Raw genomic sequence first — 25808 nt, 5'->3', positions numbered from 1 at the left:
ATTCCGACCTCTGGGGAGGAAGTAGACATGGCTACCATCACCGGCCCGCTCTCGGGCGACGCCAAGAACACCGTCGCGGAGGCCCTCCAGGGTGCTCTGGTCGACCTCATCGACCTGTCGCTGGTCGCCAAGCAGGCGCACTGGAACCTCATCGGCACCCACTTCCGCTCTATCCACCTCCAGCTCGACGAGGTCGTCGCGCTGGCCAGAACGCATATGGACACCATCGCCGAGCGTGCCGTCGCCCTCGGGGTCAACCCGGACGGCCGCGCCGCCACGATCTCCCGCTCCAGCAGGCTCCAGCAGCCGGAGAGCGGCTGGATCGAGGACGGGAAGGTGCTGGCGACGATCACCGACGTCCTCGACGGCATCAGCAAGCGCATGTACGAGCGCATCCGGGCCACCGAGGAGGCCGACCCCGTCACCCAGGACCTGCTGATCGCCGTGGCGCAGGAGATCGACAAGCAGCACTGGATGTTCCAGGCTCAGCGCTGACCCGTCGCGAAGAGAGCCCGGGCCCCGAGCCCGGGCTTTCGCATGCGTCAGCCTCGCGCCCGCCCGCTACCGGCGGGCGGCAGGCGGCGTGTCCGTCCCCGCCACGGTGATGTCACCGGCGCCCGGTCCCGGCGCGAGGGCGGCGTCCTCTGCGGGCGGTCCGCCGTCACCGACCGTCACGACGCGGCAGGCCGGCGGTTCGCGTACCTCCCCTAGCTGCCCCTAGCTGTACGGAACGTCACCGCGCACGGACCACCCGGCGAACCGAAGCCGGGGTTTGCGCAGAGTTTGATGTCGCGAGTCCCTGCCATTCATGTCGGTGCGGTCGACTAGCGTGGCACCTAGAGGGAGGCCCCACGATGTCGCGCAAGACTCTCCTCCGCACGGGCCCGCTCGTGACGGGCGGCGTCAGCCCGTACGGTCCGCTCGGCCTGGCAGGCACGGGCGGCCTGGCGCTGCCCCCAGGGTTCGCCGGCCGGATCGTGGCCCGCTCGGGGCAGAAGGTCGCCGGCCTGACCTGGCACGCCGCCCCCGACGGCGGCGCCTGCTTCCCCGACGGCGACGGCTGGATCTACGTGAGCAACTCCGAGCTGCCCCTGCTCGGCGGCGCGTCGGCGCTGCGGTTCCGGGCCGACGGCAGCGTCGGCGACGCCTACCGCATCCTGTCGGGCACCGATCTCAACTGCGCCGGCGGCGCCACGCCGTGGCACACCTGGCTGTCGTGCGAGCTCGGCCACCGGGGCCGCGTCTTCGAGTGCGACCCCTACGGCGCCCGCGCCGCCCGGCCCAGGCTGGCCATGGGGCGCTTCAAGCACGAGGCCGCCGCCTGCGACCCCGAGCGGCACGTCATCTACATGACGGAGGACGAGCCCGACGGCTGCTTCTACCGCTTCCGGCCGAGCGACTGGGGCGACCTGACGGAGGGCACGCTGGAGGTGCTGTGCGCCTCGGGCCACTGGCAGGCCGTGCCGTCGCCGGCCGCCCTGCTCAAGGAGGCCCGGCACCAGGTGGAGGGCGCCCGCCACTTCGACGGCGGCGACGGCTGCCACTACGCCGGAGGGGTGTGCTACTTCACCACGAAGGGCGACACCGGCCTGTGGGCGTACGACGCCCAGAGCTCGACCCTCGACCGGCTCTGCGAGGGTGTGCGCGCCATCACCGCAGCCCCCTCCGGCGACCTGTACGTGGCCAGGGAGCGCGCCGAGATCGACGTCATCGCGCCCGACCGGGCCGTGACGCCGTTCCTCAGGCTGGAGGGGCACGACGGGGCCGAGCTGACCGGGCTGGCTTTCTCGCCCGGCGGCGAGCGGCTCTACTTCTCGGCCAGGCGCGGCCGCACCGAGGGGCACACGTTCGAGGTGAGCGGCCCCTTCCGCCCCTGACCCCGGTCATTCCAGGTAGCGCACGAGCATGAGCTTGAGCTCGCCGACGAGCTCGGCCGACCGCTCGGGCGCCGACGAGGTGATCATCGGCATCACCGCCTTCACCGTGGCCAGCGCCATGGTCCCGGTCAGCAGCGCGCGTTCCTCGGGCAGCGAGGGGGAGCGGCGGCGCAGCATGGCCGCGATGTGCCGGGCGATGTCCTCGTGCAGCCGTTGCGACGCCGCCGCGAGCTGGTCGCCGGTGGCCGAGCCGTACAGCAGCGACCAGTACGCGGGCGAGGCGCTCTTGAACCGCACGCTCTCGTCCACGAGCTGCCCCACCAGCGCCTCCAGGGGCACCTCCGGCGTGACGGCGGCCAGCCGGCCGGCCCAGAACTCCTGCCGGTCGACCGTGTAGCGGGCCACCAGCCCGTCGAGGATCTCCTCCTTGTTCCTGAAGAACTGGTACAGCGACCCCGGCGACACCCCCGCCCGCGCGGCGACCTGGTTCGTGGTCAGCTCCGGGTAGCCGACCTCGGCGATCACCAGCTCGGCGGCGTCGAGGATCTCGGCCATGCGCTTGAGACCGCGCGCCTGCCGGCGGACCGTGCGTTCAGCCATGGGTCTCCTCGTTGACAAATGCGAGCATTTACTTGTATTTCTGGGTCCGGAAGTGAAACACGAGCAGTTTACCGAGTTTTCGGGGAGACCTCATGGTGACCACCCGCGCCCGCCCTGCCCGCCGAGCGACGGCGGGCCCGCCGCTGCGCAGGCTGGGCTTCCTGCTCGTCCGCCACCGCCGGCTGGTGCTCGCGCTGGCCCTGGCCCTGCTGATCGGCGCCGGCGTGCTGGCGGCGGGCGCGGCGTCGGGGCTGTCGCTGGCCAGGTTCGAGGCGCCGGGATCGGAGTCGGACCGGGCGCAGGCCGAGCTGGAGAAGCGGTTCGGCACCGGCAGTCCCGACATGATCTTCCTGGTGACGGCGCGCGGCGGCACCGTGGACGACCCCGCCGTCGCGGCCGCGGGCAGGGAGCTGACCGAGCGCGTCGGCCGCCACGAGGGCGTGGCCGAGTCCGCCTCGTACTGGACCCGCGGCAGGCCCGCCACGCTGCGCAGCGAGGACGGCAGGCACGCGCTGGTCGTCGTGCGCATCCCGGGGGACGCCGACCACGTGCGCGCCGAGGTCCTGCCCGGGCTCGTGCCCGGGATCACCAAGGGCACGGATCTGCTGCAGGTGCGGGCCGGGGGCGGGGAGGAGGTCTTCCGGGAGACCGTGCCGCTGGCCAGGCAGGACTTCGTCCGGGCCGAGCTGGTCATCTTCCCGCTGGCGTTCGTGCTGCTCTGGCTCTACCAGCGGCGCGCCATGGCGGCCCTGGTGCCGATCCTGGCCGGCGTGTACGCCATGGTGCTCGGCCTGGCGCTGCTCAGCGGCGTCCTGCTGTTCACCGAGATCTCCACCTTCGCCCTGAACCTGACCCTGGCCATGGGCCTGGGCCTGGGCATCGACTACTGCCTGTTCGTCATCCAGCGTTTCCGCGAGGAGACGCGGCGCGGCGCCGGCCGGGCCGCCGCGGTCGCCGGGGCGGTGGAGCACGCGGGCAGGACGGTGCTGTTCAGCGGCCTGACCGTGGCCTCGTCGCTGGCCGTGCTGTTCGCGCTGCCGTTCGACTTCCTGCGCTCCTTCGCCTACGCCGGGATCGCGGTCGTCCTGGGCGGCCTGGTGGCGGCGGTGATCGTGCTGCCCGCCGTGCTGGCCACGATCGGCGGCACGATGCTGCCCAGGCGGGACCGCCCCGAGCGGGCGGACGGCTTCTGGCACGGCCTGGCCACCCGGGTGATGCGCCGTCCGCTGGTGACCGGCGGGCTGGCCACGGTGCTGCTGCTCGTGCTCGCCTCGCCGTTCCTGGGGCTGCGTTTCGGCGTGGCCGACGACCGCATCCTGCCGCCGGAGGCCTCCTCCCGCCAGACCCAGGAGGTCATCCGCCAGTCCTTCCCCGCCGAGGAGACCGACGCCATCCAGCTCGTCTCCAGGGACGCCCGGGCGGGGGACGTCTCCGGCTACGCCGCGAGCCTGTCCAGACTGCCCGGGGTGGCTCAGGTGGACTCGGCGGCGGGCTCGTACGCGGGCGGCACGCGCGTGGGCGACGGCGACCCGGCCAGGTTCCGTGGGCAGGGGCAGGGCACGTGGCTGTCCGTGGTCCCGTCCGCGGCGGCGCTGGCCGACGACCCCGTACGCCTGGTCGAGGCCGTACGCACGGTGCGGCCGCCCTTCGAGGTGCTGGTCGGCGGCTACCCCGCCGAGTTGTCCGACTACCGCTCCTCCGTGGTGGACCGGCTCCCGCTGCTGCTGGCGCTCATGCTGGGCGTGACGTTCGCCGTCCTGTTCCTCATGACCAGGAGCGTGATCATCCCGCTCAAGGCGACCCTGTTGAACGTCCTCAGCCTCGGCGTGATGTTCGGCGCCCTCGTCTGGATCTTCCAGGACGGCAACCTGTCGGGCCTGCTCGGCTTCACCCCGACGGGCACGCTCGACCCGAGCATCCCGATCCTGATGCTCTGCGTGGCCTACGGGCTGTCGATGGACTACGAGGTCTTCCTGCTCTCCCGGATCAAGGAGGAGTACGACAGGACGGGCGACACGGAGTCGGCCGTGGCCACGGGCCTGCAGGAGGGGGCGCCGCTGATCACGGCGGCCGGCGGCATCCTGGCGCTGACGTTCGCCGCCTACGCCACGGCGTCGGTGACGTTCGTGCAGATGCTGGGCGTCGGCATGGCGGTGGCCGTGCTGGTGGACGCCACCGTGATCAGAGCGGTGCTGGTGCCGAGCCTGATGCGCCTGGCGGGCCCGCTGAACTGGTGGCCGGACCGGCCTAGAGCTCGCGCGACCACATCTGCTCGGTGACCTCGACGCCGTTCTCCATCCCCTTCTCCTGCGAGTCCAGCTCGAACCCGGCCGCCTGGTAGATGCGCCGCGCGCTGGTCAGGGAGTCGCGGGTCCACAACTCGATCCGCTTGAACCCCTCGGCCCGCGCGTGCCGCAGGCACTCGTCCACGAGCCGCCGCCCGATGCCCAGCCCGCGGGCGGACGGCTCGACGAGCAGCATCCGCAGCTTGGCCGTCGTGTCGTCCTGCCGCACGCAGAACACGCATCCGGCCCGCTCCCCGTCCACCTCGGCGATCCATCCGGCGTCGCGCGAGAAGTCGAGGTCGCTCACGATCCTGGCGACGAGCTGCTCGAACTCGGTGCCCCAGCCGTACTCGGCGCTGTAGAGCGCGCCGTGCCGGTAGACGACCCAGCCCAGGTCGCCGGTGCGCGGCGGCCTGATCACGTACGGCGCGCCCGCCTTCCCACCGCCCAGCAGCCGCCTGATCGCGGCCATGCCGGCGACCAGCCGCTCCTGGTCAGCCTCCGGCAGGCCGCCCAGCAGCGCCGCGATCTCCTCCGACGAGCGCCGGTCGAGCGCCGCGAACACGTCGGCCCCCGCCGGGGTGAGCCCGACGAGCTGCTTGCGCGCGTCGGCCGCCGAGCGCTCGCGGGTGACCAGTCCGTCGCCCTCGAAGCGGGCCAGGATCCGGCTGAGGTAGCCCGCGTCCAGGCCGAGCAGCCCGCGCAGCTCGCCGGTCTCCATGCGCTCGGCGTGCGCGAGCTCGAACAGCACCCTGACCTCGGTCAGCGAGTACGGCGAGTCGAGCATCCCCGCCTGGAGCGCGCCGATCACCTTCGTATAGAACCGGTTGAAGGCTCTGACCTCAGAGACTCTTGCTTCTGTCAACGAACTCATTGCCATAGTCAACCATAGGAGGATCCCCGCTGTGAAGCACGTGCGCATAGGCGGATACGGCCCCGGCATCGTCACCATCGGGGGGGACCTCACCAGGGTGACGTCCCCCTCGTTCCTGGCCGCCCACCCCTCGCTGCCGGTGCTGTACGCCGTGGGCGAGCTCGAACGCGGCTGGCTCACCGCGTACCAGGCCCAGGGAGCGGAGCTCGCCCCGCTGGACGAGCGCCCCAGCGAGGGCCACAGCCCCTGCCACGTCGCCGTCGATCCCGAGGGCGGCCTGCTCGCGGCGGCCAACTACGGCGACGGCACCGCCACCCTCTACCGGCTGGACGAGCGGGGCGCGTTCGCGGGGGAGCCGATCGTGCTGCGCCACACGGGCTCGGGCCCGGACGCCCGGCGCCAGGAGGGCCCGCACGCCCACCAGGCCGTCTTCCACGACGGCCTGCTGCACGTCTCCGACCTCGGCACCGACGAGATCCGCCGCTACCGCCACGACGGCACCCCGCTGGAGCCGATCACCCTGGCCCCAGGCACCGGCCCGCGGCACTTCGCCTTCGCGGGCTCGCGCCTGTACGTGGCGGGGGAGCTCGACGGCACCGTCACCCTGATCGAGGGCGAGCACCGCACGGTCGTCCGCGCCTCCCGCCACGAGGGCGGGAACGCCCCCTCCCACCTGCAGCTCCACGGAGACCTGGTCTACGTCGGCAACCGCGGCCCGAACACGATCTCCGTGCTGCTCGCCGCCGACCTGTCACCGGTGGCGGAGGTGCCCTCCGGCGGCGACTGGCCCAGGCACTTCGCCATCGACGGCGAGCGCATGTACGTGGCGAACCAGTACTCCGACACGGTCACCTCCTTCCGCCTCGAGGACGGCGTGCCGGTGCCGGACGGGGAGTCGTACGAGGTGCAAAGCCCGGCCTGCGTGCTGATCATGTAAGGAGTTCGCCAAGTCGGGTCCCGCCGGGGCGTCCGGTCCCGACCATGGGCACGTGCGCAAGATCCTGCTCGCCCTCGCCCTGCTGGCCGCCGGCTGCGGCGAGGCGCCCGCCGTCAAGCCGCCCGCCGGGCCATCGGCCGATCCGCCCGTCACGCGGGAGGTCGCCAAGCCCTCCGTCGCCGACGTGCAGGAGTCGTGGCGGATCACCCGGCAGGGCGCCGAGCACGAGATCGAGGGCTACGCCGACGAGGTGAGCGTGCTGCCGGGAGAGCGCTTCCGGCTGCACGTCTCCACGACCGCGCCGCGCTTCTCCGCCCGCGCCTTCCGCATGGGCGCCAACCCGTCGAAGGTGTGGGAGTCGGCGGCGGTGCGGGGGAGGCGGCAGGGGGCGGCGCGGGTCGTGGACGGCACGGTGACCGCCGCCCACTGGGCCCCGTCGCTGACCGTGGACACCACCGGCTGGCCCGAGGGCGCCTACCTCGTCAGGCTCGACGCCTCCACCGGCGCCCAGCGCTACGTCCCGATCACCGTGCGCTCGGCCTCCACCGCCGGTCGCGTGGTGATCGTGAACGCGGTCACCACCTGGCAGGCGTACAACCTGTGGGGCGGGCGCAGCCTCTACACGGGCCCCGGCGGGTACGGGTACCGCTCCCGGGCGGTCACCTTCGACCGCCCCTACGACGGCACCGGCGCCCGGCTCTTCCTGGACTTCGAGGAGGAGGCGCTGGCCGTGGCCGAGCAGAGCGGGGTGCCGCTTGCGTACCTGACGAACCTGGACCTCGTGCCGGGCGCGCTGGACGGCGCCCGCGCGGTGATCTCGCTCGGCCACGACGAGTACTGGTCGCCCGGCATGCGCAGGGCCGTGACCGGCGCCAGGGACCGCGGCACGAACCTCGCCTTCCTCGGCGCCAACGCCGTCTACTGGCGCATCGCCATGCGCGGCAGGCAGGTCGTGTGCGACAAGGAGCGGGTCTGCGAGCTGTGGCGGGAGTCGGAGCCGGAGAGCTCGCTGATCGGGCAGATGTACGACTGCTTCCCGGCCGAGGGGGTCTACCGGGTCAGCAGGCCGGGGCACTGGATCTTCGCGGGGACGCGGGGGCGGCGCTTCCCCGGGATGGTCGGCGTGGAGACCGACAAGGTGTCGCGGGGGTCGCCGCCCGGTGTCCAGGTGCTGGCCGAGTCGCCGTTCTCGTGCGGCGGGCGGGCCAGCGTCACGCACAGCACGTACTACACGGCGCCGAGCGGGGCCGGGGTGTTCGCCTCCGGGACCATGCGCTGGGTGTGCGCGCTGCGCGGGCGGCGGTGCGGCCACGGCGTCACCGACTCCGCCGCCGCCTTCACCCGCCGGGCCACGCTCAACCTCCTCACCCGCTTCGCCAAGGGCCCGGCGGGCCACGCCGAGCCGGGCGCGCAGCCACCGCGCCCGGCCGCCCGGGTGCCGTGACGCCGAGCTCAGGGGCCCCGTGAAGGCGGCGGTCAAGAGGTCCGCGACGCCGAGGGGTCAGGGGCCGGGACGCCGGGCGTTCAGGAGTCCTGAGCGCCCGCCGTCGCGAGCCGGACGGCCGCCCGCCACCGCTCGTAGGCGGCGTCGTCGCGCTCGCCCGGCTCGAAGCGCCGGTCCAGGTGCCAGGTCTTGCGCAGCTCGCTCAGCGACCCCCACACGCCCGCCCCCAGCCCGGCCAGGAACGCCGCCCCGAGCGCCGTCGTCTCCTGGATCGCCGGCCGCTCCACCGCCGCGCCGAGCTGGTCGGCCTGGAGCTGCATGAGCAGGTCGTTGGCGCTCGCCCCGCCGTCGGCCTTCAGCACCGGGACCGACCCGCCGGTCATCGACTCGACCACGTCCCGCACCTCGAACGCGATCGCCTCCAGCGTGGCCCTGACCAGGTGCGCCCGCGTCGTGCCGCGGGTGATGCCGGTGATCAGCCCGCGCGCCTGCGGATCCCAGTGCGGCGCCCCCAGGCCGGTCAGCGCGGGCACGAACACCACCCCGCCGCTGTCGGGCACCGTGCGCGCCACGGCCTCCGACTCCGGAGCCGTCCCGATCACCCCGAGCCCGTCGCGCAGCCACTGCACCGCCGCCCCGGTCACGAAGATCGACCCCTCCAGCGCGTACGTGCGCTCGCCCGACGGCGTCTGCCAGGCCACCGTGGTCAGCAGCCCCGACTCCGAGCGCACGATCTCCCCGCCGAGGTTGGTCAGCACGAACGAGCCCGTGCCGTAGGTGCACTTCACGTCGCCCACGTCGAAGCAGGTCTGCCCGAACAGCGCCGCCTGCTGGTCGCCCGCGACCCCGCTGATCGGCACGTCCAGCCCGAGGAAGGCCGACGGCTCCGTGCGCCCGATCGGCCCGTGGTTCGGCACGATCCGCGGCAGGGCCGCCTCCGGCACCCCGAACAGCTCACAGAGCTCCGGCTCCCAGGCGCCGGACTCCAGCCCGTACAGCAGGGTGCGGGAGGCGTTGGACGGGTCGGTGACGTGCCGCGCGCCCGCCGTCAGCCTGGCGATCAGGTACGAGTCCACAGTCCCTATGGCCACATTTCCGGATTCGACCCCTTCCCAGACGCGGGGGTCGTTCTCGGCCAGCCAGGTGAGCTTGGTGGCGGTGAAATAGGGGTCGAGGCGCAGCCCGGTCAGCTCCGACACGCGCGGCTCGTGCCCCGCCTCGCGCAGCCGCCCGCACAGCCCGGCCGTGCGGCGGTCCTGCCACACGATCGCCCGCCGCGGCGCCGCCAGCGTGCGGCGATCCCACAACACGGCGGTCTCGCGCTGGTTGGTGATGCCCACGCAGGACGGCGTTTGGGTGGTTGCGCGCAGGGCGGTGGCGCAGGCCGACAGGGTGGCCTGCCAGATGTCCTCGGGGTTGTGCTCGACCCGGCCGGGCTCGGGGAAGTGCTGCGCGAACTCCTCGTACCCCTTGGCGATGATCTGCCCGTTCTCCGTGACGAGCAGCGCCGTCACCCCGGTCGTACCGGCATCGATCGCGAGCACAGTCATGAAAATTCCTCCGGGGTGAGGGTTTAGTTTTTCGGGCTGGCGTTTGGTCTAGACCACTGCGTGTGATGCCGGGCACAATGCGAGTCTGACATCAAGGTCTGGTTCGTGACCCCTATCTGGGAGGAACCCGCCATGCGTATCGGAGTGCTCACCGGAGGCGGCGACTGCCCCGGGCTCAACGCCGTGATCAGGGCAGTGGTGCGTAAGGGGGTGAGCGTTTACGGCCATGAGTTCGTCGGCTTCCGTGACGGCTGGCGCGGCCCTCTCGAAGGCGACACGATGCCACTGGACATCCAGGCCGTCCGCGGCATCCTGCCACGCGGCGGCACCATTCTGGGCTCCTCCAGGACGAACCCGATGAAGATCGAGAACGGGGTCGGCCGGATCAAGGAGAATCTGGCCGCCACCGGCGTGGACGCCCTGATCGCCATCGGCGGGGAGGACACGCTCGGCGTCGCCAAGCAGCTCTACGACCGCGAGGTCAACGTCGTGGGCGTGCCCAAGACCATCGACAACGACCTGTCGGGCACCGACTACACCTTCGGCTTCGACACCGCGGTGAACATCGCGATGGAGGCCATCGACCGGCTGCACACCACCGCGGAGTCCCACCACCGGGCGCTGATCTGCGAGGTCATGGGGCGGCACGCGGGCTGGATCGCGCTGCACGCGGGCATGGCCGGCGGCGCGAACGTCATCCTCATCCCGGAGAAGCCGTTCGACATCGACCGGGTCTGCGAGTACGTCGAGTCCCGCTTCCGCACCCGTTACTCGCCGATCATCGTGGTCGCCGAGGGCGCGCACCCCATCGAGGGGCAGATGGAGCTGCAGACGGGCACCCTCGACGCGTTCGGCCACGTGCGCCTGGGCGGCGTCGGCGAGGTGCTGGCCAAGGAGATCGAGAAGCGCACCGGCAAGGAGGCCCGCACCACGGTGCTCGGCCACATCCAGCGCGGCGGCACCCCCACCGCCTACGACCGGGTGCTGGCGACCAGGTTCGGGCTGCAGGCGATCGACGCGGCCCACGAGGGCGACTACGGCAAGATGGTCGCGCTACGCGGCACCGACATCGTGCGGGTCGGCCTCGACGAGGCCACGGCCGAGCTGAAGACCGTGCCGGTGGAGCGCTACTCCGAGGCCGAGGTGTTCTTCGGATGACCGGCTGAAAGCGGCTTGCAAGCGGGCGGCCGTACCTTCGAGTCAGCGGGGTTGCCGCTACAACCCCCTCGAGGTACGGCTTGCGCCGCGGAAAGTCGGCGGCCCACCACCCGCGTCGCAAGCCGTACCCGGCACATGGCTCAACTGCGGGGCGTGCCGAAGAGATCGACTTCCGGCGCGCCCTCGTCGCGTCCGCGCAGCCGCTCCCTGTACTCCGCCTCGCTGCGCAGCTCCTTCTCCGAGGGCGACAGGATGACGGTGAGCAGCAGCCCCACCGTGATCACGCTGATGCCCACGATGAGCGGCAGCAGGAAGTCGATGGCCCGCGCGCCGGGCACGGCCGTCATCTCCGCGTGCGACGAGACCGACATCGAGGACATGCCGGTGTAGTGCATGCCCGAGACGGCCACGCCCATGAGCAGCGCCGCCCCGCCGATCCTGAGCGCCCCGCTGACCCGCAGCGTGAACCAGAGCGCCACCGTGGCCGCCGCCACCGCGATGAGCACCGACAGCGTGACGACCACCGGGTCGTAGCTGACGTGGGCGGACATGTTCATGGCCGCCATGCCCAGGTAGTGCATGCCGGCCACGCCGAGCCCGGTCAGGACGCCGCCGCCGACCAGGAAGCCCAGCCGCTCGCCGCCGTGGGCGGCCATGAACAGCCCCATGCCCACGACCACGACGGCGAGGAAGGCGGACGCGGCGGTGAGCGGCACGTCGTACCTGATCGCCAGGCCGCTCACGGAGAAGCCGAGCATGGCGATGAAGTGCATCGTCCAGATGCCGGTGCCGCCGATCGCGAAGGCCGCGCCCACGAGCCACCACCTGGCCTCACGCCCGCCGATCAGCCTCGCACGCGAGGTGAGCAGCAGGCCGAGCATGGAGCCCACGCTGGACATGACGTACGCGAGCACAGGCGTCAAGAGCCCGTGGGAAAAATGATCGATCGGCGACATTACCCCACCCATCCCCTACGCACCGATAAGGGAGTATGAGCAGGGAGTGGCCGCGTGCGCAACTACCTTCGCCGAGCCTGCATCGGCTGTTGGCGCGGCATTGGCGTGGGGTACGTGAGTTGTTGCTGATGAGCGGTGCGACGGCGCAGCTCCAGCTTCGCGATGAGCTCCGCGTCCTCGTGCAGTTCCTCCTCCGAGGGCGACAGGATGACCATGAGGAGCATGGTCAGGGTGATGAGGCTGATCACGGTCATGAGGGGCACGAGGAAGTCGAGCGCGTCGGCGCCGGCCACGACACCGGGCTCACCGTCGACCGAGACGTGCATGGCGTACATGCCGGTGTAGTGCATGCCCGCGACGGCCACGCCCATGACGAGGGCGGCGCCGGTGATCCAGATGGGCTTCTTGACCCGCAGCGTGAACCACAGGGCCACGGTCGCGGCCACCACCGCGATGCCCACGGAGGCGGCCACGGTGAGGCGGTCGTAGGAGACGTGGGCGGACATGTTCATCGCGTACATGCCGAGGTAGTGCATGGAGGCCACGCCGAGGCCGGTCAGCAGGCCGCCGCCGAGCAGCGCGAGGATCCGGCCGCCGCCGTAGGAGACCAGGAACAGGCCGGTGCCGACGACCACGATGGCCACCACCGCCGAGGCCACGGTGAGCAGCACGTCGTACTTGATCTGCGTGCCCTCCACCTCGAAGCCCATCATGGCGATGAAGTGCATGACCCAGATGCCGGTGCCGCCGATGGAGACGGCCGCGCCCAGCAGCCAGCGCACGCGGGCGCCGCCGCGCGAGGCGTGGGCCTGCGCGGTGAGCCGCAGTCCGAGCATCGAGCCGATGCAGGACATGACGTAGGCGAGCAACGGCGTGATCAGTCCGTAGGTGAAATGATTCACAGCGGTCATCTATCGGTTCCTTGCATTAGGGGTTCCCGGATTGTGCCATCCCGGATGTCCCTTTCGCTTGGATATCCGAACTATCTGTCAACTGCCGTGTCGGAAACATGAGAAAGGCTCATGGCTATCGAGGGGCCCTTCTGGCGGGCGATCGCGGTCTTCCGCCTCGCCTCGCTGGTGTACGCCGCCGTGCTGATGGCCCAGCACCGCGGCTACGAGCAGCCGCTGATCGGCTGGCTGGTCATCGGCGTGATGGCGCTGTGGACCGCCGCGGCGACGTTCGCCTACTCGGCCGAGCCGCTGCGCCGGTGGCCGCTGCTGACCATCGACCTGATGGTGACGATGGCGTGCCTGCTCACCACCCCGTACGTGCAGGGCGCCCAGCAGGTGTCGATGGGCGCCATGCCCGTGCCCGCGACCTGGATCGCCGCGCCCGTGCTCGCCTGGGCCGTACGCCACGGCAGGCGCGCGGGCACCCTCTCGGCGGCCGTGGTCGCGGCGGGCGAGCTGTGGTCACGGTCGCGGGTCGAGGAGGCGGCCGTCCTGATCAACGAGACGGTGCTCCTGCTCATGGCGGGCTGGCTGGTCGGCCACATGGTCCGGCTGGCCAAGCGGGCGGAGGAACGCATGCAGCGGGCCGCCGAGATGGAGGCCGCCCAGCGCGAGCGGGAGCGGCTGGCCCGCGACATCCACGACTCGGTCCTCCAGGTCCTCGCCCTGGTGCAGCGGCGCGGCCGGGAGCTCGGCGGGGAGGCGGCCGAGCTGGGCCGCCTGGCGGGGGAGCAGGAGGCCGCGCTGCGCGAGCTCGTCTCGGTCGGGCCGCCGCCTCCCCTCGGCACGATCGACCTGCGCTCCCTCCTCGCCCGGCACGGCTCGCCCTCGGTGACGGTCTCGACGCCGGCCACGCCGCTGCTCCTGCCCGCCGAGGCCGCCGCGTCCGTCGCGGCCGCCGTCGGCGCGGCCCTGGACAACGTCCGCGCGCACTGCGGTCATCAGGCCCGCGCCTGGGTGCTGGCCGAATTCCTGGACGGCACGGTCACGGTCACGGTCAGGGACGAGGGCCCCGGCATCCCGGAGGGCCGGCTGGAGCAGGCCGCCGCGGACGGGCGCATGGGGGTGGCCAGGTCGATCCGTGGGCGGATGGCCGAGCTGGGCGGGAAGGTGTCGATCGTGAGCGTTCCCGGGCAGGGCACCGAGGTGGAGATCACCCTGTCCGCCTGACGAACGCTTACAGTTGCGCCATGGTGCGGGTCATGGTGGTGGACGATCATCCCATGTGGCGCGACGGCGTCGCCAGGGATCTCACGGAGGCCGGTTACGAGGTCGTGGCCGCCGTGGGGGAGGGGCGGCAGGCGGTCAGGGTGGCCGCCGCGGTGCTGCCCGAGGTCGTCGTGCTCGACCTTCGGCTGCCCGACCTGTCCGGCCCCGAGGTGGCGGCCCGCCTGGCGCAGGTGGACCCGCCCCCCAGGGTGCTCGTGCTGTCGGCCAGCGCCGAGCAGGAGGACGTGCTGGAGGCCGTCAAGGCCGGCGCCTGCGGATACCTCGTGAAGTCGGCCGGGCGCGAGGAGTTCCTCGACGCCGTGCGCCGCACCGCCGACGGCGACGCCGTGTTCACCCCGGGGCTGGCCGGGCTGGTGCTGGGGGAGTACAGGCGGCTGGCCGTCGCGCTGGAGCCCACCGAGGGGCCGCGGCTGACCGAGCGGGAGACCGAGGTGCTCAGGCTGGTGGCCAAGGGGCTGTCGTACAAGCAGATCGCCGAACGGCTCGTGCTGTCGCACCGCACCGTGCAGAACCACGTGCAGAACACCCTCGGCAAGCTCCACCTGCACAACCGGGTCGAGCTGGTGCGATATGCGATCGAGCGGGGGCTCGACGCGGACTAAACTCGGATGGTCGCGGCGTTCCCTTCAGCAAGCGCCGCGCTCATCCCCATTCTCCCGGAGGTTCCACCATGACGATGTCCGCCCTGGGCGAGCCGTGCGTTCTGCTCAAGCTGGGCGAGATCGTCCTCAAGGGCAAGAACCGCGAGCTGTTCGAACGCCGCCTGATCGCCAACATCCGCGATGCCCTGCAGACGGTCGGCGTCCAGGTCGACGTGCGCAAGCGGCACGGCGTGATCGCGATCTTCCTGCCCGAGGGCGCCGCCGCCGAGCAGGCCGAGGCCGTGGCGCAGCGGGTCGCCGACGTGCCCGGGCTGGTCTGGATCCACCAGGCCTGGCGGGTCGCCAAGGACCCCGACGCCGTGCTCAAGGCCGGCCTGGAGCTGGTCGGCGAGAGCGAGGAGGCCAAGCGGGGCGCCCGCTTCGCGGTCCGCTCCCGCCGCCGCGACAAGCGCTTCCCCCTGCGCTCCAACGAGCTCGACCGGCTCGTGGGCGGCGCCATCAACGACGAGTACGGCCTGCCCGTCGACCTGAAGAACCCCGAGCTGACGGTCTCCATCGAGGTCGACAGGGACGAGGTGTTCGTCTTCACCGGCGGCATCCCCGGCCAGGGCGGCCTGCCCGTCGGCAGCAGCGGCCGGGCCCTGGTGCTCATGTCGGGCGGCATCGACTCGCCCGTGGCGGCGTACCGGATGATGCGGCGCGGCCTGCACGTCGACTTCCTGCACTTCTCCGGCATCCCGTTCACCACGTCGGAGTCGATCTACAAGGCGTACGCGCTGGTCAGGAAGCTCGACCGGTTCCAGGGCAAGTCGCGCCTGTGGGTGGTCCCGTTCGGCAAGGCCCAGCAGTCCATCCGCACCTCCGGCCAGGACCGGCTGGCGGTGATCGCGCAGCGGCGGCTGATGCTCAAGACGGCCGAGGAGGTCGCCCACCGCATCCGCGCCGCCGCCCTGATCACCGGCGACGCGCTCGGGCAGGTCTCCTCCCAGACGCTGGCCAACATCACCGCCCAGGACAACGCGGTGGAGCTGCCGATCCTGCGGCCGCTGGTCGGCTGGGACAAGACCGAGATCATGGCCGAGGCCCGGCGCATCGGCACGCTGGAGATCTCGGAGCTGCCCGACGAGGACTGCTGCTCGCTGCTGGCTCCCAAGCGCGCCGAGACGCGGGCCAAGATCGAGGACCTCAAGCAGATCGAGAAGCGGCTCGACGCGGAGGAGCTGTGCGTGCAGCTCGCCGACTCGATCCAGGAGTACACCCTGTAGCCGGGCATCGGGGTAGCCGGGCTTCGTGGCTACGCGTCGACCTTGAACGGGTCGTGCTCGGCCAGGAGCTTGTCCAGCCGGGCCTGGTCGACGCGGTTGCTGACCTCCGACAGCTCCTGCCGGTCCCGTACGACCTTGCACAGGGTGACCGTGGAGGTGACGACGTACAGGAGGCCGAGCCCGAGGAACGCCCTGATCCAGCCCTCGACGGGCAGGTAGACCAGGGCGATCACCACGGAGGTCAGCGAGACGGCGAACGACAGGACCGCCTGGACGTAGAACGCGGTGGTCTGCGTGGGCTGAATGGGCTTCGTCATGTGGCCATGGTGCGGCCCGGGCGAAGCCCGGCGCATGAGGACAAGTACTCAAGTTACCCATGAGTACAACCGGCGGGCGGCTCGTGGCCGGCCGGTCGTGCCCGGGCCGATCAGGCGGCCGTCTTGCCGAGCAGCGGCGGGAAGTCGGTCATCACCTGCGCCAGCTCGCCCAGGTCGGTGTCCACCAGGGCCTGCGGCCCGTCGCAGAGCGCCTGCTCGGGCTGCGGGTGCACGTCGATGATGACACCGTCGGCGCCGACCGCGATGGCCGCGCGGGTCAGCGGCAGCACCAGGTCGCGCCGCCCGCCCGAGTGCGACGGGTCGATGATCACCGGCAGGTGCGACAGCCGCTGCGCCACCGGCACGGCCGAGACGTCGAGGGTGTTGCGGGTGGCCGTCTCGTAGGTCCGCACGCCCCGCTCGCACAGCACGATGTCGAGGTTGCCGCGCTGGGCGATGTACTCGGCCGCCATCAGCCACTCCTCGATCGTGGCCGTCATGCCGCGCTTGAGCATCACCGGCCTGCCGGCCGCGCCCACCTCCTGCAGCAGCGCGAAGTTCTGCATGTTGCGGGTGCCGACCTGCAGCATGTCCGCGTACGAGGCCACCATCTCCACGTCACGGGCGTCCACGACCTCCGTCACGATCGGCAGGCCCGTCTCCTCGCGCACGTCCGCCAGGATGCGCAGCCCCTTCTCGCCCAGCCCCTGGAAGGCGTACGGGGACGTGCGCGGCTTGAAGGCCCCGCCACGCAGCAGCACCGCCCCGGCCGTCTGCGCCATCCTGGCCGCGGCGAGCGTCTGCTCCGGCGTCTCCACCGCGCACGGCCCCGCGATCAGCGTCACGGTGTCGGGGCCGATCGGCACGCCGCCCACGTGGACCGTGGAACGTTCCGGATGGTTCTCCCTGCTGACCAGCTTGTACGGCGTGGACACGCGCATCACGTCGCGCACCCCCGCCATGCCGCGCAGGCTCGCCGCGTCGAGCTGCGTCACGTCGCCGACCAGGCCGACGATCGTGCGCCGCACCCCCTTGCTGACGAACGCCTCCACCCCGGCCGCCTCGACGACGGACACGATCGCCTCGATGTCGGCGGCGGTGGCCTCGGGCCCCATCACGATCACCATGTGCTTGCTCCTTGCTGAAGGGAAACTGCCGGGAAAAACAAGAAGGCCCCGGGTCCGATCGGACCCGGGGCCTTCGTTCGCCTGTCTGCTAGCGCAGCACCAGATGGCGAACGGACTCGGGTCCGCCGCCATAGGAAAACAGGAACGCTGCGTGCATAGTCCGCAAGCTTACCGCACCGCACCCGCTCGCGAACCACTCACGACCCGATGGCAGGATGGCCCAAGACGCGAGACCGGGTTGAGGGGAGTGATCGTGGAGGAGTCGCGCCTGCCTCCAGGCCAGTACGTCCCGCGCGGCCGACCCGTGATCCACTACGGCAGGGTGCCGGCGTTCAAGCCGGACTCCTGGGACTTCCGGGTGTTCGGGGCCACGGCGTCGGGCGAGGAGCACCGCTTCGACTGGGGCGAGTTCGAGCAGTTGCCACGCGCCACGCGCATCGCCGACTTCCACTGCGTCACCAAGTTCTCCCTGATGGCCAACGAGTGGCGCGGCGTCACCCCGGCCACGATCATCGAGGCCGCCCCGCCCGACCCCGGCGTGCGCCACGTGATGATCTGGGCCGAGTACGGCTACAGCGCCAACCTGCGGATGTCCGACTTCACCGCGCCCGGCACGCTGTTCGCCATGGAGCTGGACGAGAAGCCGCTCAGCCCCGAGCGCGGCTTTCCCCTGCGCATCGTCGTGCCCCACCTGTACGCGTGGAAGAGCGTGAAATGGGTGCGCGGCATCGAGTACCTCCTGGAGGACCGCAGGGGCTTCTGGGAGGAGCGCGGCTACCACAACGTGGCCGACCCGTGGGGCGAGCAGCGCTACTCCTACCAGGAAGAACCCGGAGAGGGCCCACCCTGACACAACTCCCGGTTTTCCCCCGGGCACGCTCCGTTATTGGTTACGGTTTCCAGCATGCTGACCACCGTGTGCGTGGCGCTGTGCTCTCTGACCTTCCTCCTGGGCTTCGGGCTCGCCCGCGCGCCATGGCGCGGCCGGGCGGTGCCGGCAGAGGCTCACAGGGCGGACGACGCGACGTACACCACGCTGCACCTCGCCGCGATGGCGGCCCCCGCCCTGCGGGCGGGGCTCGACCGTGACTCCGCCCGCAAGGCGGTGCGGCACCTGCGCACCCTGCTCGGCACCTCCGCCGTCGCGATCACCTCCACGGAGGCCGCGCTGGCGTGGGACGGGCCGTGCACCGACGACGTGCTCACCTACGCCCGCGCCACGCTGGCCGCCGGGCGGGCCCAGGTGTTCCCCGGGCAGCCGCAGGGGCCGGAGCTGGGGGCGGTGGCGGTGCCGCTGACGGTGGACGGCACCGTGGTGGGCGTGCTGGCCGCCTTCGACGGCGAGGTGAGCGCCGCGCTGGTGCGTACCGTGAGCGAGGTCGGCCGCTGGATCTCCGGCCAGCTGGAGCTGGCCGAGCTCGACGCCTCCAGGCGGCGCGCGCTGGAGGCGGAGATGCGCGCCCTGCGCGCGCAGATCTCGCCGCACTTCGTCTACAACGCGCTCACCACGATCGCCTCGTTCGTCCGCACCAACCCCAAGCGCGCCCGCGAGCTGCTGCTCGACTTCGCCGACTTCTCCCGCTACGCGCTGCGCAGGGCGCACGACTTCACCACCCTGGCCGACGAGCTGACCTGCGTGGACCGCTACCTGCTGCTGGAGCGCGCCCGCTTCGGCGACAAGCTGCGCTTCAGCATGCAGGTGGCCCCGGAGGTGCTGCCGGTGCCGGTGCCGTTCCTGTGCCTGCAGCCGCTGGTCGAGAACGCCATCAAGCACGGCATGGCCGGGCGCGGCGGCCCAGGCGAGGTGCGGGTCGTGGTGCGCGACGCGGGCCCCGAGGCGCACATCACGGTCGAGGACGACGGCGCCGGCATGGACCCCGAGTGCGCGCGGCGCATGCTGGACGAGGACCCGGCGCGCGAGGGCAGCGGCATCGGCCTGGCCAACGTGGACCTGCGCATGCGCCAGATCTACGGCGACGGCTACGGCCTCGTCGTGGAGACGGCGCTGGGCGCGGGCACGAAGGTGCGGCTGCGCGTGCCCAAGACGCAGCTTAGCTCTTTGTAGTCAAAGTCTTACTCAATGCTAGCGTGGCGCTGGTAACCTCTGCTTTCATACGACAGCGTGGTGGACATGCTGAGAGTGCTGGCCGTTGACGACGAAGTGCCTGCTCTGGAGGAGCTGGCCTACCTGCTGCGCCAGGACGACCGGATCGAACACGTCACGACCGCGGCCGACGGCGTCACGGCGCTGCAGGACATGGTCCAGATGATCGGCGGCGGGGAGCGGCTCGACGGGGTGTTCCTCGACATCCGCATGCCCGGTCTCGACGGGCTCGACCTGGCCAGGCTGGTCGGCGGCTTCCCCAGCCCGCCCAGGCTGGTGTTCGTCACGGCGCACGAGGAGTGCGCGGTGCAGGCGTTCGAGCTGGAGGCGGTCGACTACCTGCTCAAACCCGTCAGGGCCGAGCGCCTGTCGGAGGCGGTGCGCAGGCTGGAGGCCGCCGCCAACCCGGTGCCGGACCCGGGCCAGGACGAGGTGATCCCGGTCGAGCTGGGCGGGCGCACCAGGTTCGTGCCGCAGCAGGCCGTCTGGTTCGCCGAGGCCAAGGGCGACTACGTGCGCCTGCACACGGTCGACGGCAGCTACCTGGTGCGCATGTCGCTGGCCGCGCTGGAGCGGCGCTGGTCGGATGCCGGGTTCATCCGCATCCACCGCAGCACGCTCGTCTCCGGCCGGCACGTCAGCGAGCTCAGGTTCGAGGGCGGGCGGGTGACGCTCACCGTCGGCACCGAGACGCTGCAGGTAAGCAGGAGGCACAGCCGTCAGGTGCGCGAGCAGCTCGTGCGCCAGCACCGAGGAGTCATCTCGTGACCGGCGGGCGCCGCGTCGTGGTGTCGCGGCGGCCTCCCCCGCTCGCCGCCCGCGGCGCGCCGCGCCCGTCAGGTGACGCGTCCGGTGACGCGCCCGGTGACGCGCCCGGCGTGCCCGCCATCGTCGGCCTGCAGTTACGGCGGGCGCTGCGCACCGTGGCCGCCGTGGCCGGGCTGCTGGTGGGCGTGCCGGTCCTCGCCGCGTGGGTGCCCGGTCCCTGGGGCTGGGCGGCGATGTCGGTGGCGGTCCAGTGCGCCTGGGTGGGCCTGTCCCTGCTGCAGCTCAGGTGGGCGGAGCGGCTGGAGAGATGACCGTCGCGGTGCTGACCGGGATCGCCTACGTGCTGGTTCTGGGCGTCGTGGTGGGCGCCGCGCGACCGCGCCGCTCCAGCGGCGCCTCCGACTTCTACGTGGCGGCCAGGGCGGTTCCCCCCTGGTGGAACGGCGCCGCGATCACTTCCGAGTTCACCTCGGCCGCCGCGTGCCTGGGCGCGGCCGGGCTCATCGCCACGCACGGCTCGCCGATGTTGTGGTACCCGGCGGGGGCCGCCGCCGGGTTCGTCGTCATCCTGGCCCTGGTGGTCGCGCCGCTGCGGCGGTCGGGGACGTACACGCTGCCGGACTTCGCCGAATGGCGGCTGCGCTCGGCGCCGCTGCGCCGCTTCACGACCTGTTTCGTGCTCGTCGTCGGGCTGGCGTTCCTGGTCGCCCAGCTCCACGCCGCCGGGGTGGTGGTGCGGCTGCTGACCGGGCTGCCGCCGTGGCTGGGCTGGGCGGCCGTCGCGGCGGCGGCGCTGACCGTGGCGTTCGCCGGCGGGATGGGGAGCGTGACCAGCGTGCAGGCCGCGCAGTTCTGGCTGAAGCTGGCGGTGTTCCTCGGGGTCGGGGCGGTGTGCTGGGGGATGGCCGGCACGTCGCTGGTCACCGGGCCCATCACCGAGCCCGTCACCGGGCCCGTCTCGTGGCTGGAGGGCGCCTACCGGGCCGGCGGCGGAGGGCTGGCGGGGGCCGGCGACCCGTCGCTGCCCGGCGTGCTGGCGGTGCTGGTGGCCTGCGCGCTGGGCACGATGGGGCTGCCGCACGTGATCGTGCGCGTCTACACCAGCAGGGACGGGCGCGGCGCCCGGCGCTCGATCCTGGCCACGCAGGTCCTGCTGGCGCTGTTCGGCGTCGTGCCGCCGCTGTACGGCATTCTGGGGAGCGTTCACGTGCGCGGTGCCGAGGCGGACGAGATCGTGCTCCTGCTGCCCGCCACGCTGCTCTCCGGGGCCGTGGGGGACGTGCTGACGGGCCTGCTGGCGGCCGGGGCGTTCGCGGCCTTCCTGGCCACCTCGGGCGGCGTGCTGGTGGCCGTCGGGGGCGCGCTGTCGGCGTGCCTGTCGCCGCCGGGGGTGCGCTCGTTCCGCGCGGCCGTGCTCGTGGTCATGCTGGCCGGGCTGGCCCTGACGGCGGTCACCGGCCCCGGCGTGTCGATGGCGCTGGTGCTGCTGGGCTTCTGCCTCTCCGCCGCCACGTTCTGCCCGATGCTGGTGCTGGGCATCTGGTGGCGGCGGCTGACGGACGCGGGCGTCGCGGCCGGGTTCCTGGCCGGCGGGGGCGTGACGGCGGCGCTGGTGCTCGCGGAGCAGGCAGGCGTGAAGATGGGCGCGCTGACTTCCTGCCCCGCACCGGTCGCGGTGCCGGTCTCCTTTGCCGCCATGGTGGTGATATCCCTGGTCACACCGGGTCGAGTGCCGCGGGTGGCGGGCCGGATGTTGGCCAGGATGCATGTGCCCGAGCATCTCGCGGGCCCCCTGACCTACCGCTCGTCGCATGGCGACGACCGCTGGTCGTGACACCACTCTCCGTACATCGACGACTACGGACCGTTCGACGAGCTGACCGTAAACAGGGTTTCGCCCGCAAGATCGCAACCGTAGTGTTTCGGCATCGGAAGCCATCCCGGCGCACCGGGGGGACGGGCCGCAAGGCTCATCGAGAAGCCCGGTGCGCGGGGTTCACCGGCGACGCGCAGGTCGCCGCGGCTGTCGGGCCCCTTACCGGGGGGTGGGGCCCGCCACGCCGGACGTGAAGGGGCGCCCGCTGAGGCCGCTGGCGCGGCCCCGCGATCCGGCCTTCGGGGGCGGTCGGATCGCGTGAGCGGGCGCCCCTATCACGGTTGCCGCTCCGGTGGGGGTTTTATCCCCGGCGCTTCAGGCGCCCGGGCTCCGACGGGCTTCGTCCCGCTCAGCCGTCCCTGAGCTTCTTCAGCAGCGCGATGTCCTCGGCGTGCTTGGGCGCCTTGCCCGGCGTCTCGATGCAGATCGGCACGCCGGCCACCGCCGGGTGCCGCATCATGTCGGCGAACGGCCGGGCGCCGATGTGCCCCGCCCCGATGTTCTCGTGGCGGTCCTTCTTGGCGCCGCACACGTCCTTGGAGTCGTTGGCGTGGATCAGCCTGAGCCGCCCCGGCGCGATCGTGTGCAGCGCGTCGAACGTCTCCCGCACCCCGCCCTCGGCGGCCAGGTCGTGACCGGCGGCGAAGGCGTGGCAGGTGTCGAGGCAGACGCAGGCCCGCGGATGCCAGTCGAGGGCGGCCAGGTAGGGCTCCAGATCCTGGACGGTGGCGCAGAGCATGGCGCCCTGGCCCGCCATCGGCTCCAGCAGCAGGTCGGGCCCGCCCTCGGGGATCTCGTCGAGCAGCGGCAGCAGGTTGTCGTGCACCTGCCGCAGCGCGTCGTCGCGCGGCTGCGTCACCGCCGAGCCGGTGTGCACCACGACCCCCCTGGCGCCGGTCTCCACCCCGCGGCGCAGAGCGTGGCGCACGACCGCGATGGAGTTGGCCAGCGTCTCCGGGCTGGGCGAGCCGAAGTTGACGAGGTACGGCACGTGGATGAACGCGGCCACCCCCGACTCGGCCAGCCTGGCGTCCTCGTCGGGCCTGCCGTCGTTGAGCGCCCAGCCTCGCGGGTTGGTGACGAAGACCTGGATCATCTCGGCGCCGATCTCGGCCATGTACTTGAGGCCGCCCGTCGCCAGGCCGCCCGTCACGGACACGTGTCCGCCGATCAGGGAAGTTGGGGTCATGATGGCTCACAGTGTAGGCGCAGCCGCTGACCGTTTCCGTCGCGGCGACACGCGCCCGCCGGCCCCGATTGGAGCATGACACGAAAAGTGTCCGGCATCCGGACCGGGAGTTGGGAGTTCTGGCGGATGGACCGGGCACGAAGCGCGTGTGTGTACTTCTGACATGCTCACCGACTTCAACGCCAGGTCCCCGGCCGAGGCGGAGGCGGACCTGCTGGCCTGCTGCGCCTCCCGCGCGTTCGCCGGGAAGGTGGCCGCGCTGCGGCCGTACGCCGACCAGGAGCGGCTGTTCGACGCCGCCGGGGCGGCGGTGCAGGAGCTGGCCTGGGACGACGTCCTGGAGGCGCTGAGCGCCCATCCCAGGATCGGCGAGCGCCCGGGCGGCGACGGCAGGGAGGCGTCGTGGTCCCGGCAGGAGCAGTCGGGCGTGGAGGACGGGCTGCGCGCGGCGCTCGCCGAGGGCAACCGGGCCTACGAGGAGCGGTTCGGGCACGTCTACCTCGTCTGCGCCACCGGGCTCACCGGCGCCCAGATGCTGGCCAGGCTGCGCGAGCGGCTGGGCAACGACGAGGAGCGCGAGCGCGCGGTCGTGCGGGCCGAGCTGGCCGCCATCACCCGGCTGCGGCTGGGCAGGCTGGTGGGGGAGGGGCCATGAGCTTCTCCACCCACGTGCTCGACGCGGTCACCGGCCTGCCCGCCGCCGGCCTGCGCGTACGCCTGGAGCACGACGGCGAGGTCGTGGCCGAGGGCCGCACCGACGACGACGGCCGCATCAAGGGCTGGAACCCGGGCGCCGGCGTGCACCGGGTCGTCTTCGACACCGGCGGCTACCTGGAGGACACCTTCTACCCGGAGGTCGTCGTGACCTTCACGATCACCGACCCCGACCGGCACCACCACGTGCCGCTGCTGCTCAGCCCGTACGCCTACTCCACCTACCGAGGGAGCTGAATGATCGTCAAGCTCGGCGCCAACCGCTACGGCAAGGCGGAGACCAGGCTCGTGCACGTGCGCAGGGACGGCCCCGTGCACCACGTCAAGGACGTCAACGTCAGCACCTCCCTGTCAGGCGACATGGAGGCCGCGCACCTGACCGGCGACAACTCGGCCGTGCTGCCGACCGACACGCAGAAGAACACCGTGTACGCCTTCGCCAGGCGGTACGGCGTCGGCCAGATCGAGGAGTTCGCCCTCCGCCTGGCCAGGCACTTCGTCACCACGCAGCCCTCGATCCGGCACGCCAGGGTGACGATCGAGGAGTACGGCTGGAACCGCGCCGGCCCCCACTCCTTCGTGCGCCACGGCGGCGAGGTGCGCACCTGCGTGGTCCACCACGACGAGGACGGCCGCACCACCGTGCTGTCCGGACTGCGCGACCTGGTGGTGCTGAACTCGACGGGCTCGGAGTTCCACGGCTACATCACCGACGAGTACACCACGCTCCAGCCGACCACCGACCGCGTCCTGGCCACCGCCGTCACCGCCCGGTGGCGGCACGCCGCGACCGGGTCCTCCTCCTACGCGAAGTCGTTCGAGGAGGCCAGGCGGTGCCTGATCGACGCGTTCGCCGGCACCCACAGCCTCTCGCTCCAGCAGACCCTGTACGCCATGGGCGAGCGGGTCCTGACCACCTGCCCCGAGATCTGCGAGGTCAGGCTGTCCATGCCGAACAAGCACCACTTCGCCGTGGACCTGTCGCCGTTCGGCCTGGACAACGACAACGAGGTGTTCCACGCCGCCGACCGGCCGTACGGGCTCATCGAGGGCGGCGTGCTGCGCGAGGACGCCCCCGACGCCGGATTCGCCTGGGAGTAGGGGAGATGGACTTTCTGCGCCCCACGACGTGGGAGGAGGCGCTGGCCGCCAAGGCGGACCAGCCGGAGTCGGTGCCCATCCAGGGCGGCACCGACGTGATGGTGGAGATCAACTTCGACGTGCGCAGGCCGCCCGCGCTGCTCGACCTCAACCGGGTGGCCGAGCTGCGTGAATGGTCGATGACCGGCGGGCTGTGCCGGGTGGGGGCCGGGGTGCCGTACGCGGCGGTCGTCGGCGAGCTCGGCGGCCCGCTGCCGGGGCTCGCGCAGGCGTCGCGCACGGTCGGCTCGCCGCAGATCCGCAACCGCGGCACCGTCGGCGGCAACCTGGGCGCGGCCTCGCCCGCGGGCGACAGCCATCCGCCGCTGCTGGCCGCCGGGGCGGTGGTCGAGGTGGAGTCGCGCGACCGGGGGGTCAGGATGATCCCGGCGGCCGAGTTCTACCGCGGGGTCAAGCGCAGCGCGCTGGAGCCGGACGAGCTGATCAGGGCCGTGCACGTGCCGCCCGCCACGGGGCCGCAGTACTTCTCGAAGGTCGGCACGCGCAACGCGATGGTGATCGCGGTGTGCTCGTTCGCGATCGCGCTGCACCCGCGCGAGCGGCGGGTCGGCACCGGCCTCGGCTCGGCCGCGCCCACGCCGCGCCGCGCCCTGGAGGCCGAGGAACTGCTGGCCGCCGAGCTCGACTGGGACGCGCCGCTGGCGCCCGCGCTGGTCAGGCGGTTCGGCGAGCTGTGCGCGCGGGCGGCGGCGCCGATCGACGACGTGCGCGGCACCGCCGCCTACCGCGTGCACGCCATCGGCGTGCTGGCCCGCCGCACGCTCACCTGGGCCTGGAACGACCACCTGGAGAAGAGGGCCGCCTGATGCCGGCGCGTCACC

The 25808-nt window shown here is 72.2% G+C and carries 26 protein-coding genes; 18 read left to right on the top strand and 8 right to left on the bottom strand.

The genetic code is table 11. From position 1 onward, the window contains the following. Window positions 1–27 precede the first annotated feature (27 nt). Together HD597_RS32690 and HD597_RS32685 are read left to right on the top strand one after the other, a co-directional pair. Window positions 28–495 carry a Dps family protein gene (locus tag HD597_RS32690; protein WP_253746998.1) on the top strand — a complete coding sequence of 156 codons (468 nt, stop codon included), beginning with the start codon at window positions 28–30 and terminating at the stop codon, window positions 493–495. 359 nt (window positions 496–854) lie between these two features. Then, window positions 855–1877 carry an alkaline phosphatase PhoX gene (locus HD597_RS32685; protein ID WP_253746997.1) on the top strand — a complete coding sequence of 341 codons (1023 nt, stop codon included), beginning with the start codon at window positions 855–857 and terminating at the stop codon, window positions 1875–1877. 6 nt (window positions 1878–1883) lie between these two features. On the opposite strand, the gene HD597_RS32680 is transcribed toward HD597_RS32685, so the two are convergent. Then, window positions 1884–2477, bottom strand: coding sequence for a TetR/AcrR family transcriptional regulator (locus HD597_RS32680; RefSeq protein ID WP_253746996.1), 594 nt, complete (start codon window positions 2475–2477; stop codon window positions 1884–1886). Between the two features lie 92 nt (window positions 2478–2569). On the opposite strand from HD597_RS32680, the gene HD597_RS32675 reads away from it, so the two are divergent. Continuing rightward, complete coding sequence (locus HD597_RS32675) at window positions 2570–4756, top strand: MMPL family transporter (protein WP_253746995.1); 2187 nt, start codon at window positions 2570–2572, stop codon at window positions 4754–4756. On the opposite strand, the gene HD597_RS32670 is transcribed toward HD597_RS32675, so the two are convergent. Continuing rightward, on the bottom strand, window positions 4725–5573 hold the full coding sequence (locus HD597_RS32670) for a bifunctional helix-turn-helix transcriptional regulator/GNAT family N-acetyltransferase (protein ID WP_253746994.1): 849 nt from the start codon (window positions 5571–5573) through the stop codon (window positions 4725–4727). The genes HD597_RS32675 and HD597_RS32670 overlap by 32 nt on opposite strands. Window positions 5574–5667: 94 nt before the next feature. Between HD597_RS32670 and HD597_RS32665 the strand changes: the two genes are divergently transcribed. Both HD597_RS32665 and HD597_RS32660 read left to right on the top strand, forming a co-directional pair. Then, window positions 5668–6573 carry a lactonase family protein gene (locus HD597_RS32665; RefSeq protein WP_253746993.1) on the top strand — a complete coding sequence of 302 codons (906 nt, stop codon included), beginning with the start codon at window positions 5668–5670 and terminating at the stop codon, window positions 6571–6573. A 52-nt stretch (window positions 6574–6625) separates the two neighbouring features. Beyond that, entirely contained in the window at window positions 6626–8017 is a 1392-nt protein-coding gene (locus tag HD597_RS32660) for a N,N-dimethylformamidase beta subunit family domain-containing protein (RefSeq protein ID WP_253746992.1), read from the top strand. A gap of 80 nt (window positions 8018–8097) precedes the next feature. On the opposite strand, the gene glpK is transcribed toward HD597_RS32660, so the two are convergent. After that, window positions 8098–9567, bottom strand: a complete 1470-nt coding sequence (glpK, locus tag HD597_RS32655) for a glycerol kinase GlpK (protein ID WP_253746991.1) — start codon at window positions 9565–9567, stop codon at window positions 8098–8100. Between the two features lie 132 nt (window positions 9568–9699). Between glpK and HD597_RS32650 the strand changes: the two genes are divergently transcribed. Continuing rightward, on the top strand, window positions 9700–10725 hold the full coding sequence (locus HD597_RS32650; RefSeq protein ID WP_253746990.1) for a 6-phosphofructokinase: 1026 nt from the start codon (window positions 9700–9702) through the stop codon (window positions 10723–10725). 140 nt (window positions 10726–10865) lie between these two features. Here HD597_RS32650 and HD597_RS32645 read toward each other — a convergent pair whose 3' ends face one another. Together HD597_RS32645 and HD597_RS32640 are read right to left on the bottom strand one after the other, a co-directional pair. Then, a complete protein-coding gene (locus HD597_RS32645) occupies window positions 10866–11639 on the bottom strand; it encodes an MHYT domain-containing protein (RefSeq protein WP_253759575.1) in 774 nt (257 codons plus the stop codon). A gap of 104 nt (window positions 11640–11743) precedes the next feature. After that, complete coding sequence (locus HD597_RS32640) at window positions 11744–12592, bottom strand: MHYT domain-containing protein (protein ID WP_253746989.1); 849 nt, start codon at window positions 12590–12592, stop codon at window positions 11744–11746. A gap of 111 nt (window positions 12593–12703) precedes the next feature. Here HD597_RS32640 and macS point away from each other — a divergent pair, with 111 nt between their 5' ends. The 3 genes from macS (at window position 12704) to thiI (ending at window position 15731) form a co-directional block, all read left to right on the top strand. After that, complete coding sequence (gene macS / locus HD597_RS32635) at window positions 12704–13804, top strand: MacS family sensor histidine kinase (protein WP_253746988.1); 1101 nt, start codon at window positions 12704–12706, stop codon at window positions 13802–13804. A 20-nt stretch (window positions 13805–13824) separates the two neighbouring features. Continuing rightward, entirely contained in the window at window positions 13825–14466 is a 642-nt protein-coding gene (locus HD597_RS32630) for a response regulator (RefSeq protein WP_253746987.1), read from the top strand. A 68-nt stretch (window positions 14467–14534) separates the two neighbouring features. After that, a complete protein-coding gene (gene thiI, locus HD597_RS32625; RefSeq protein ID WP_253746986.1) occupies window positions 14535–15731 on the top strand; it encodes a tRNA uracil 4-sulfurtransferase ThiI in 1197 nt (398 codons plus the stop codon). A 29-nt stretch (window positions 15732–15760) separates the two neighbouring features. On the opposite strand, the gene HD597_RS32620 is transcribed toward thiI, so the two are convergent. Continuing rightward, window positions 15761–16048, bottom strand: coding sequence for a YiaA/YiaB family inner membrane protein (locus HD597_RS32620; RefSeq protein ID WP_253746985.1), 288 nt, complete (start codon window positions 16046–16048; stop codon window positions 15761–15763). A 110-nt stretch (window positions 16049–16158) separates the two neighbouring features. After that, window positions 16159–17175, bottom strand: coding sequence for a 3-deoxy-7-phosphoheptulonate synthase (gene aroF / locus HD597_RS32615; protein WP_253746984.1), 1017 nt, complete (start codon window positions 17173–17175; stop codon window positions 16159–16161). 253 nt (window positions 17176–17428) lie between these two features. Here aroF and HD597_RS32610 point away from each other — a divergent pair, with 253 nt between their 5' ends. The 5 genes from HD597_RS32610 to HD597_RS32590 all read left to right on the top strand — a co-directional run bounded on the left by HD597_RS32610 (window position 17429) and on the right by HD597_RS32590 (window position 21881). Beyond that, window positions 17429–18025, top strand: coding sequence for a molybdopterin-dependent oxidoreductase (locus HD597_RS32610; protein WP_253746983.1), 597 nt, complete (start codon window positions 17429–17431; stop codon window positions 18023–18025). 54 nt (window positions 18026–18079) lie between these two features. Continuing rightward, complete coding sequence (locus HD597_RS32605; RefSeq protein ID WP_253746982.1) at window positions 18080–19240, top strand: sensor histidine kinase; 1161 nt, start codon at window positions 18080–18082, stop codon at window positions 19238–19240. Window positions 19241–19306: 66 nt separating this feature from the next. Next, window positions 19307–20047, top strand: a complete 741-nt coding sequence (locus HD597_RS32600) for a LytR/AlgR family response regulator transcription factor (protein WP_253746981.1) — start codon at window positions 19307–19309, stop codon at window positions 20045–20047. Beyond that, on the top strand, window positions 20044–20358 hold the full coding sequence (locus HD597_RS32595) for a hypothetical protein (protein ID WP_253746980.1): 315 nt from the start codon (window positions 20044–20046) through the stop codon (window positions 20356–20358). The genes HD597_RS32600 and HD597_RS32595 overlap by 4 nt, the downstream gene beginning before the upstream one ends. Next, window positions 20355–21881 (top strand): sodium:solute symporter family transporter, encoded by a 1527-nt coding sequence (locus HD597_RS32590; protein WP_253746979.1) that lies wholly within the window; start codon window positions 20355–20357, stop codon window positions 21879–21881. The genes HD597_RS32595 and HD597_RS32590 overlap by 4 nt, the downstream gene beginning before the upstream one ends. Before the next feature lie 391 nt (window positions 21882–22272). Here the strand turns inward: HD597_RS32590 and HD597_RS32585 are convergent, their stop codons facing one another. Then, window positions 22273–23112 (bottom strand): deoxyribonuclease IV, encoded by an 840-nt coding sequence (locus tag HD597_RS32585; protein WP_253746978.1) that lies wholly within the window; start codon window positions 23110–23112, stop codon window positions 22273–22275. A 163-nt stretch (window positions 23113–23275) separates the two neighbouring features. On the opposite strand from HD597_RS32585, the gene uraD reads away from it, so the two are divergent. The 4 genes from uraD to HD597_RS32565 are packed head-to-tail and all read left to right on the top strand — an operon-like array spanning window position 23276 to window position 25793. Continuing rightward, the gene (gene uraD / locus HD597_RS32580) at window positions 23276–23767 is read left to right on the top strand and encodes a 2-oxo-4-hydroxy-4-carboxy-5-ureidoimidazoline decarboxylase (protein WP_253746977.1); all 492 of its coding nucleotides are present in this window, start codon (window positions 23276–23278) and stop codon (window positions 23765–23767) included. After that, a complete protein-coding gene (gene uraH / locus HD597_RS32575; protein ID WP_253746976.1) occupies window positions 23764–24063 on the top strand; it encodes a hydroxyisourate hydrolase in 300 nt (99 codons plus the stop codon). The genes uraD and uraH overlap by 4 nt, the downstream gene beginning before the upstream one ends. Then, window positions 24064–24927, top strand: a complete 864-nt coding sequence (gene pucL / locus HD597_RS32570) for a factor-independent urate hydroxylase (RefSeq protein WP_253746975.1) — start codon at window positions 24064–24066, stop codon at window positions 24925–24927. It abuts the gene before it with no gap. Window positions 24928–24932: 5 nt separating this feature from the next. Then, window positions 24933–25793 carry an FAD binding domain-containing protein gene (locus HD597_RS32565; protein ID WP_253746974.1) on the top strand — a complete coding sequence of 287 codons (861 nt, stop codon included), beginning with the start codon at window positions 24933–24935 and terminating at the stop codon, window positions 25791–25793. The last annotated feature ends 15 nt before the right edge of the window (window positions 25794–25808 follow it).

Source organism: Nonomuraea thailandensis (genome assembly GCF_024172165.1).
GTDB classification, from domain to species: domain Bacteria; phylum Actinomycetota; class Actinomycetes; order Streptosporangiales; family Streptosporangiaceae; genus Nonomuraea; species Nonomuraea thailandensis.
This window is presented reverse-complemented; position numbering and strand designations above follow the sequence as displayed.

Excerpts from the sequence above, each read along its gene's own strand:
- HD597_RS32600 (WP_253746981.1), top strand. The coding sequence starts at position 19,307 with ATGCTGAGAGTGCTGGCCGTTGACGACGAAGTGCCTGCTCTGGAGGAG.
- thiI (WP_253746986.1), top strand. The coding sequence starts at position 14,535 with ATGACGATGTCCGCCCTGGGCGAGCCGTGCGTTCTGCTCAAGCTGGGC.
- HD597_RS32565 (WP_253746974.1), top strand. The coding sequence starts at position 24,933 with ATGGACTTTCTGCGCCCCACGACGTGGGAGGAGGCGCTGGCCGCCAAG.
- glpK (WP_253746991.1), bottom strand. The coding sequence starts at position 9,567 with ATGACTGTGCTCGCGATCGATGCCGGTACGACCGGGGTGACGGCGCTG.
- uraH (WP_253746976.1), top strand. The coding sequence starts at position 23,764 with ATGAGCTTCTCCACCCACGTGCTCGACGCGGTCACCGGCCTGCCCGCC.
- HD597_RS32680 (WP_253746996.1), bottom strand. The coding sequence starts at position 2,477 with ATGGCTGAACGCACGGTCCGCCGGCAGGCGCGCGGTCTCAAGCGCATG.
- HD597_RS32690 (WP_253746998.1), top strand. The coding sequence starts at position 28 with ATGGCTACCATCACCGGCCCGCTCTCGGGCGACGCCAAGAACACCGTC.
- HD597_RS32585 (WP_253746978.1), bottom strand. The coding sequence starts at position 23,112 with ATGACCCCAACTTCCCTGATCGGCGGACACGTGTCCGTGACGGGCGGC.
- HD597_RS32685 (WP_253746997.1), top strand. The coding sequence starts at position 855 with ATGTCGCGCAAGACTCTCCTCCGCACGGGCCCGCTCGTGACGGGCGGC.
- HD597_RS32640 (WP_253746989.1), bottom strand. The coding sequence starts at position 12,592 with ATGACCGCTGTGAATCATTTCACCTACGGACTGATCACGCCGTTGCTC.
- macS (WP_253746988.1), top strand. The coding sequence starts at position 12,704 with ATGGCTATCGAGGGGCCCTTCTGGCGGGCGATCGCGGTCTTCCGCCTC.
- HD597_RS32605 (WP_253746982.1), top strand. The coding sequence starts at position 18,080 with ATGCTGACCACCGTGTGCGTGGCGCTGTGCTCTCTGACCTTCCTCCTG.
- uraD (WP_253746977.1), top strand. The coding sequence starts at position 23,276 with ATGCTCACCGACTTCAACGCCAGGTCCCCGGCCGAGGCGGAGGCGGAC.
- HD597_RS32620 (WP_253746985.1), bottom strand. The coding sequence starts at position 16,048 with ATGACGAAGCCCATTCAGCCCACGCAGACCACCGCGTTCTACGTCCAG.
- HD597_RS32675 (WP_253746995.1), top strand. The coding sequence starts at position 2,570 with ATGGTGACCACCCGCGCCCGCCCTGCCCGCCGAGCGACGGCGGGCCCG.
- HD597_RS32650 (WP_253746990.1), top strand. The coding sequence starts at position 9,700 with ATGCGTATCGGAGTGCTCACCGGAGGCGGCGACTGCCCCGGGCTCAAC.
- aroF (WP_253746984.1), bottom strand. The coding sequence starts at position 17,175 with ATGGTGATCGTGATGGGGCCCGAGGCCACCGCCGCCGACATCGAGGCG.
- pucL (WP_253746975.1), top strand. The coding sequence starts at position 24,064 with ATGATCGTCAAGCTCGGCGCCAACCGCTACGGCAAGGCGGAGACCAGG.
- HD597_RS32590 (WP_253746979.1), top strand. The coding sequence starts at position 20,355 with ATGACCGTCGCGGTGCTGACCGGGATCGCCTACGTGCTGGTTCTGGGC.
- HD597_RS32630 (WP_253746987.1), top strand. The coding sequence starts at position 13,825 with ATGGTGCGGGTCATGGTGGTGGACGATCATCCCATGTGGCGCGACGGC.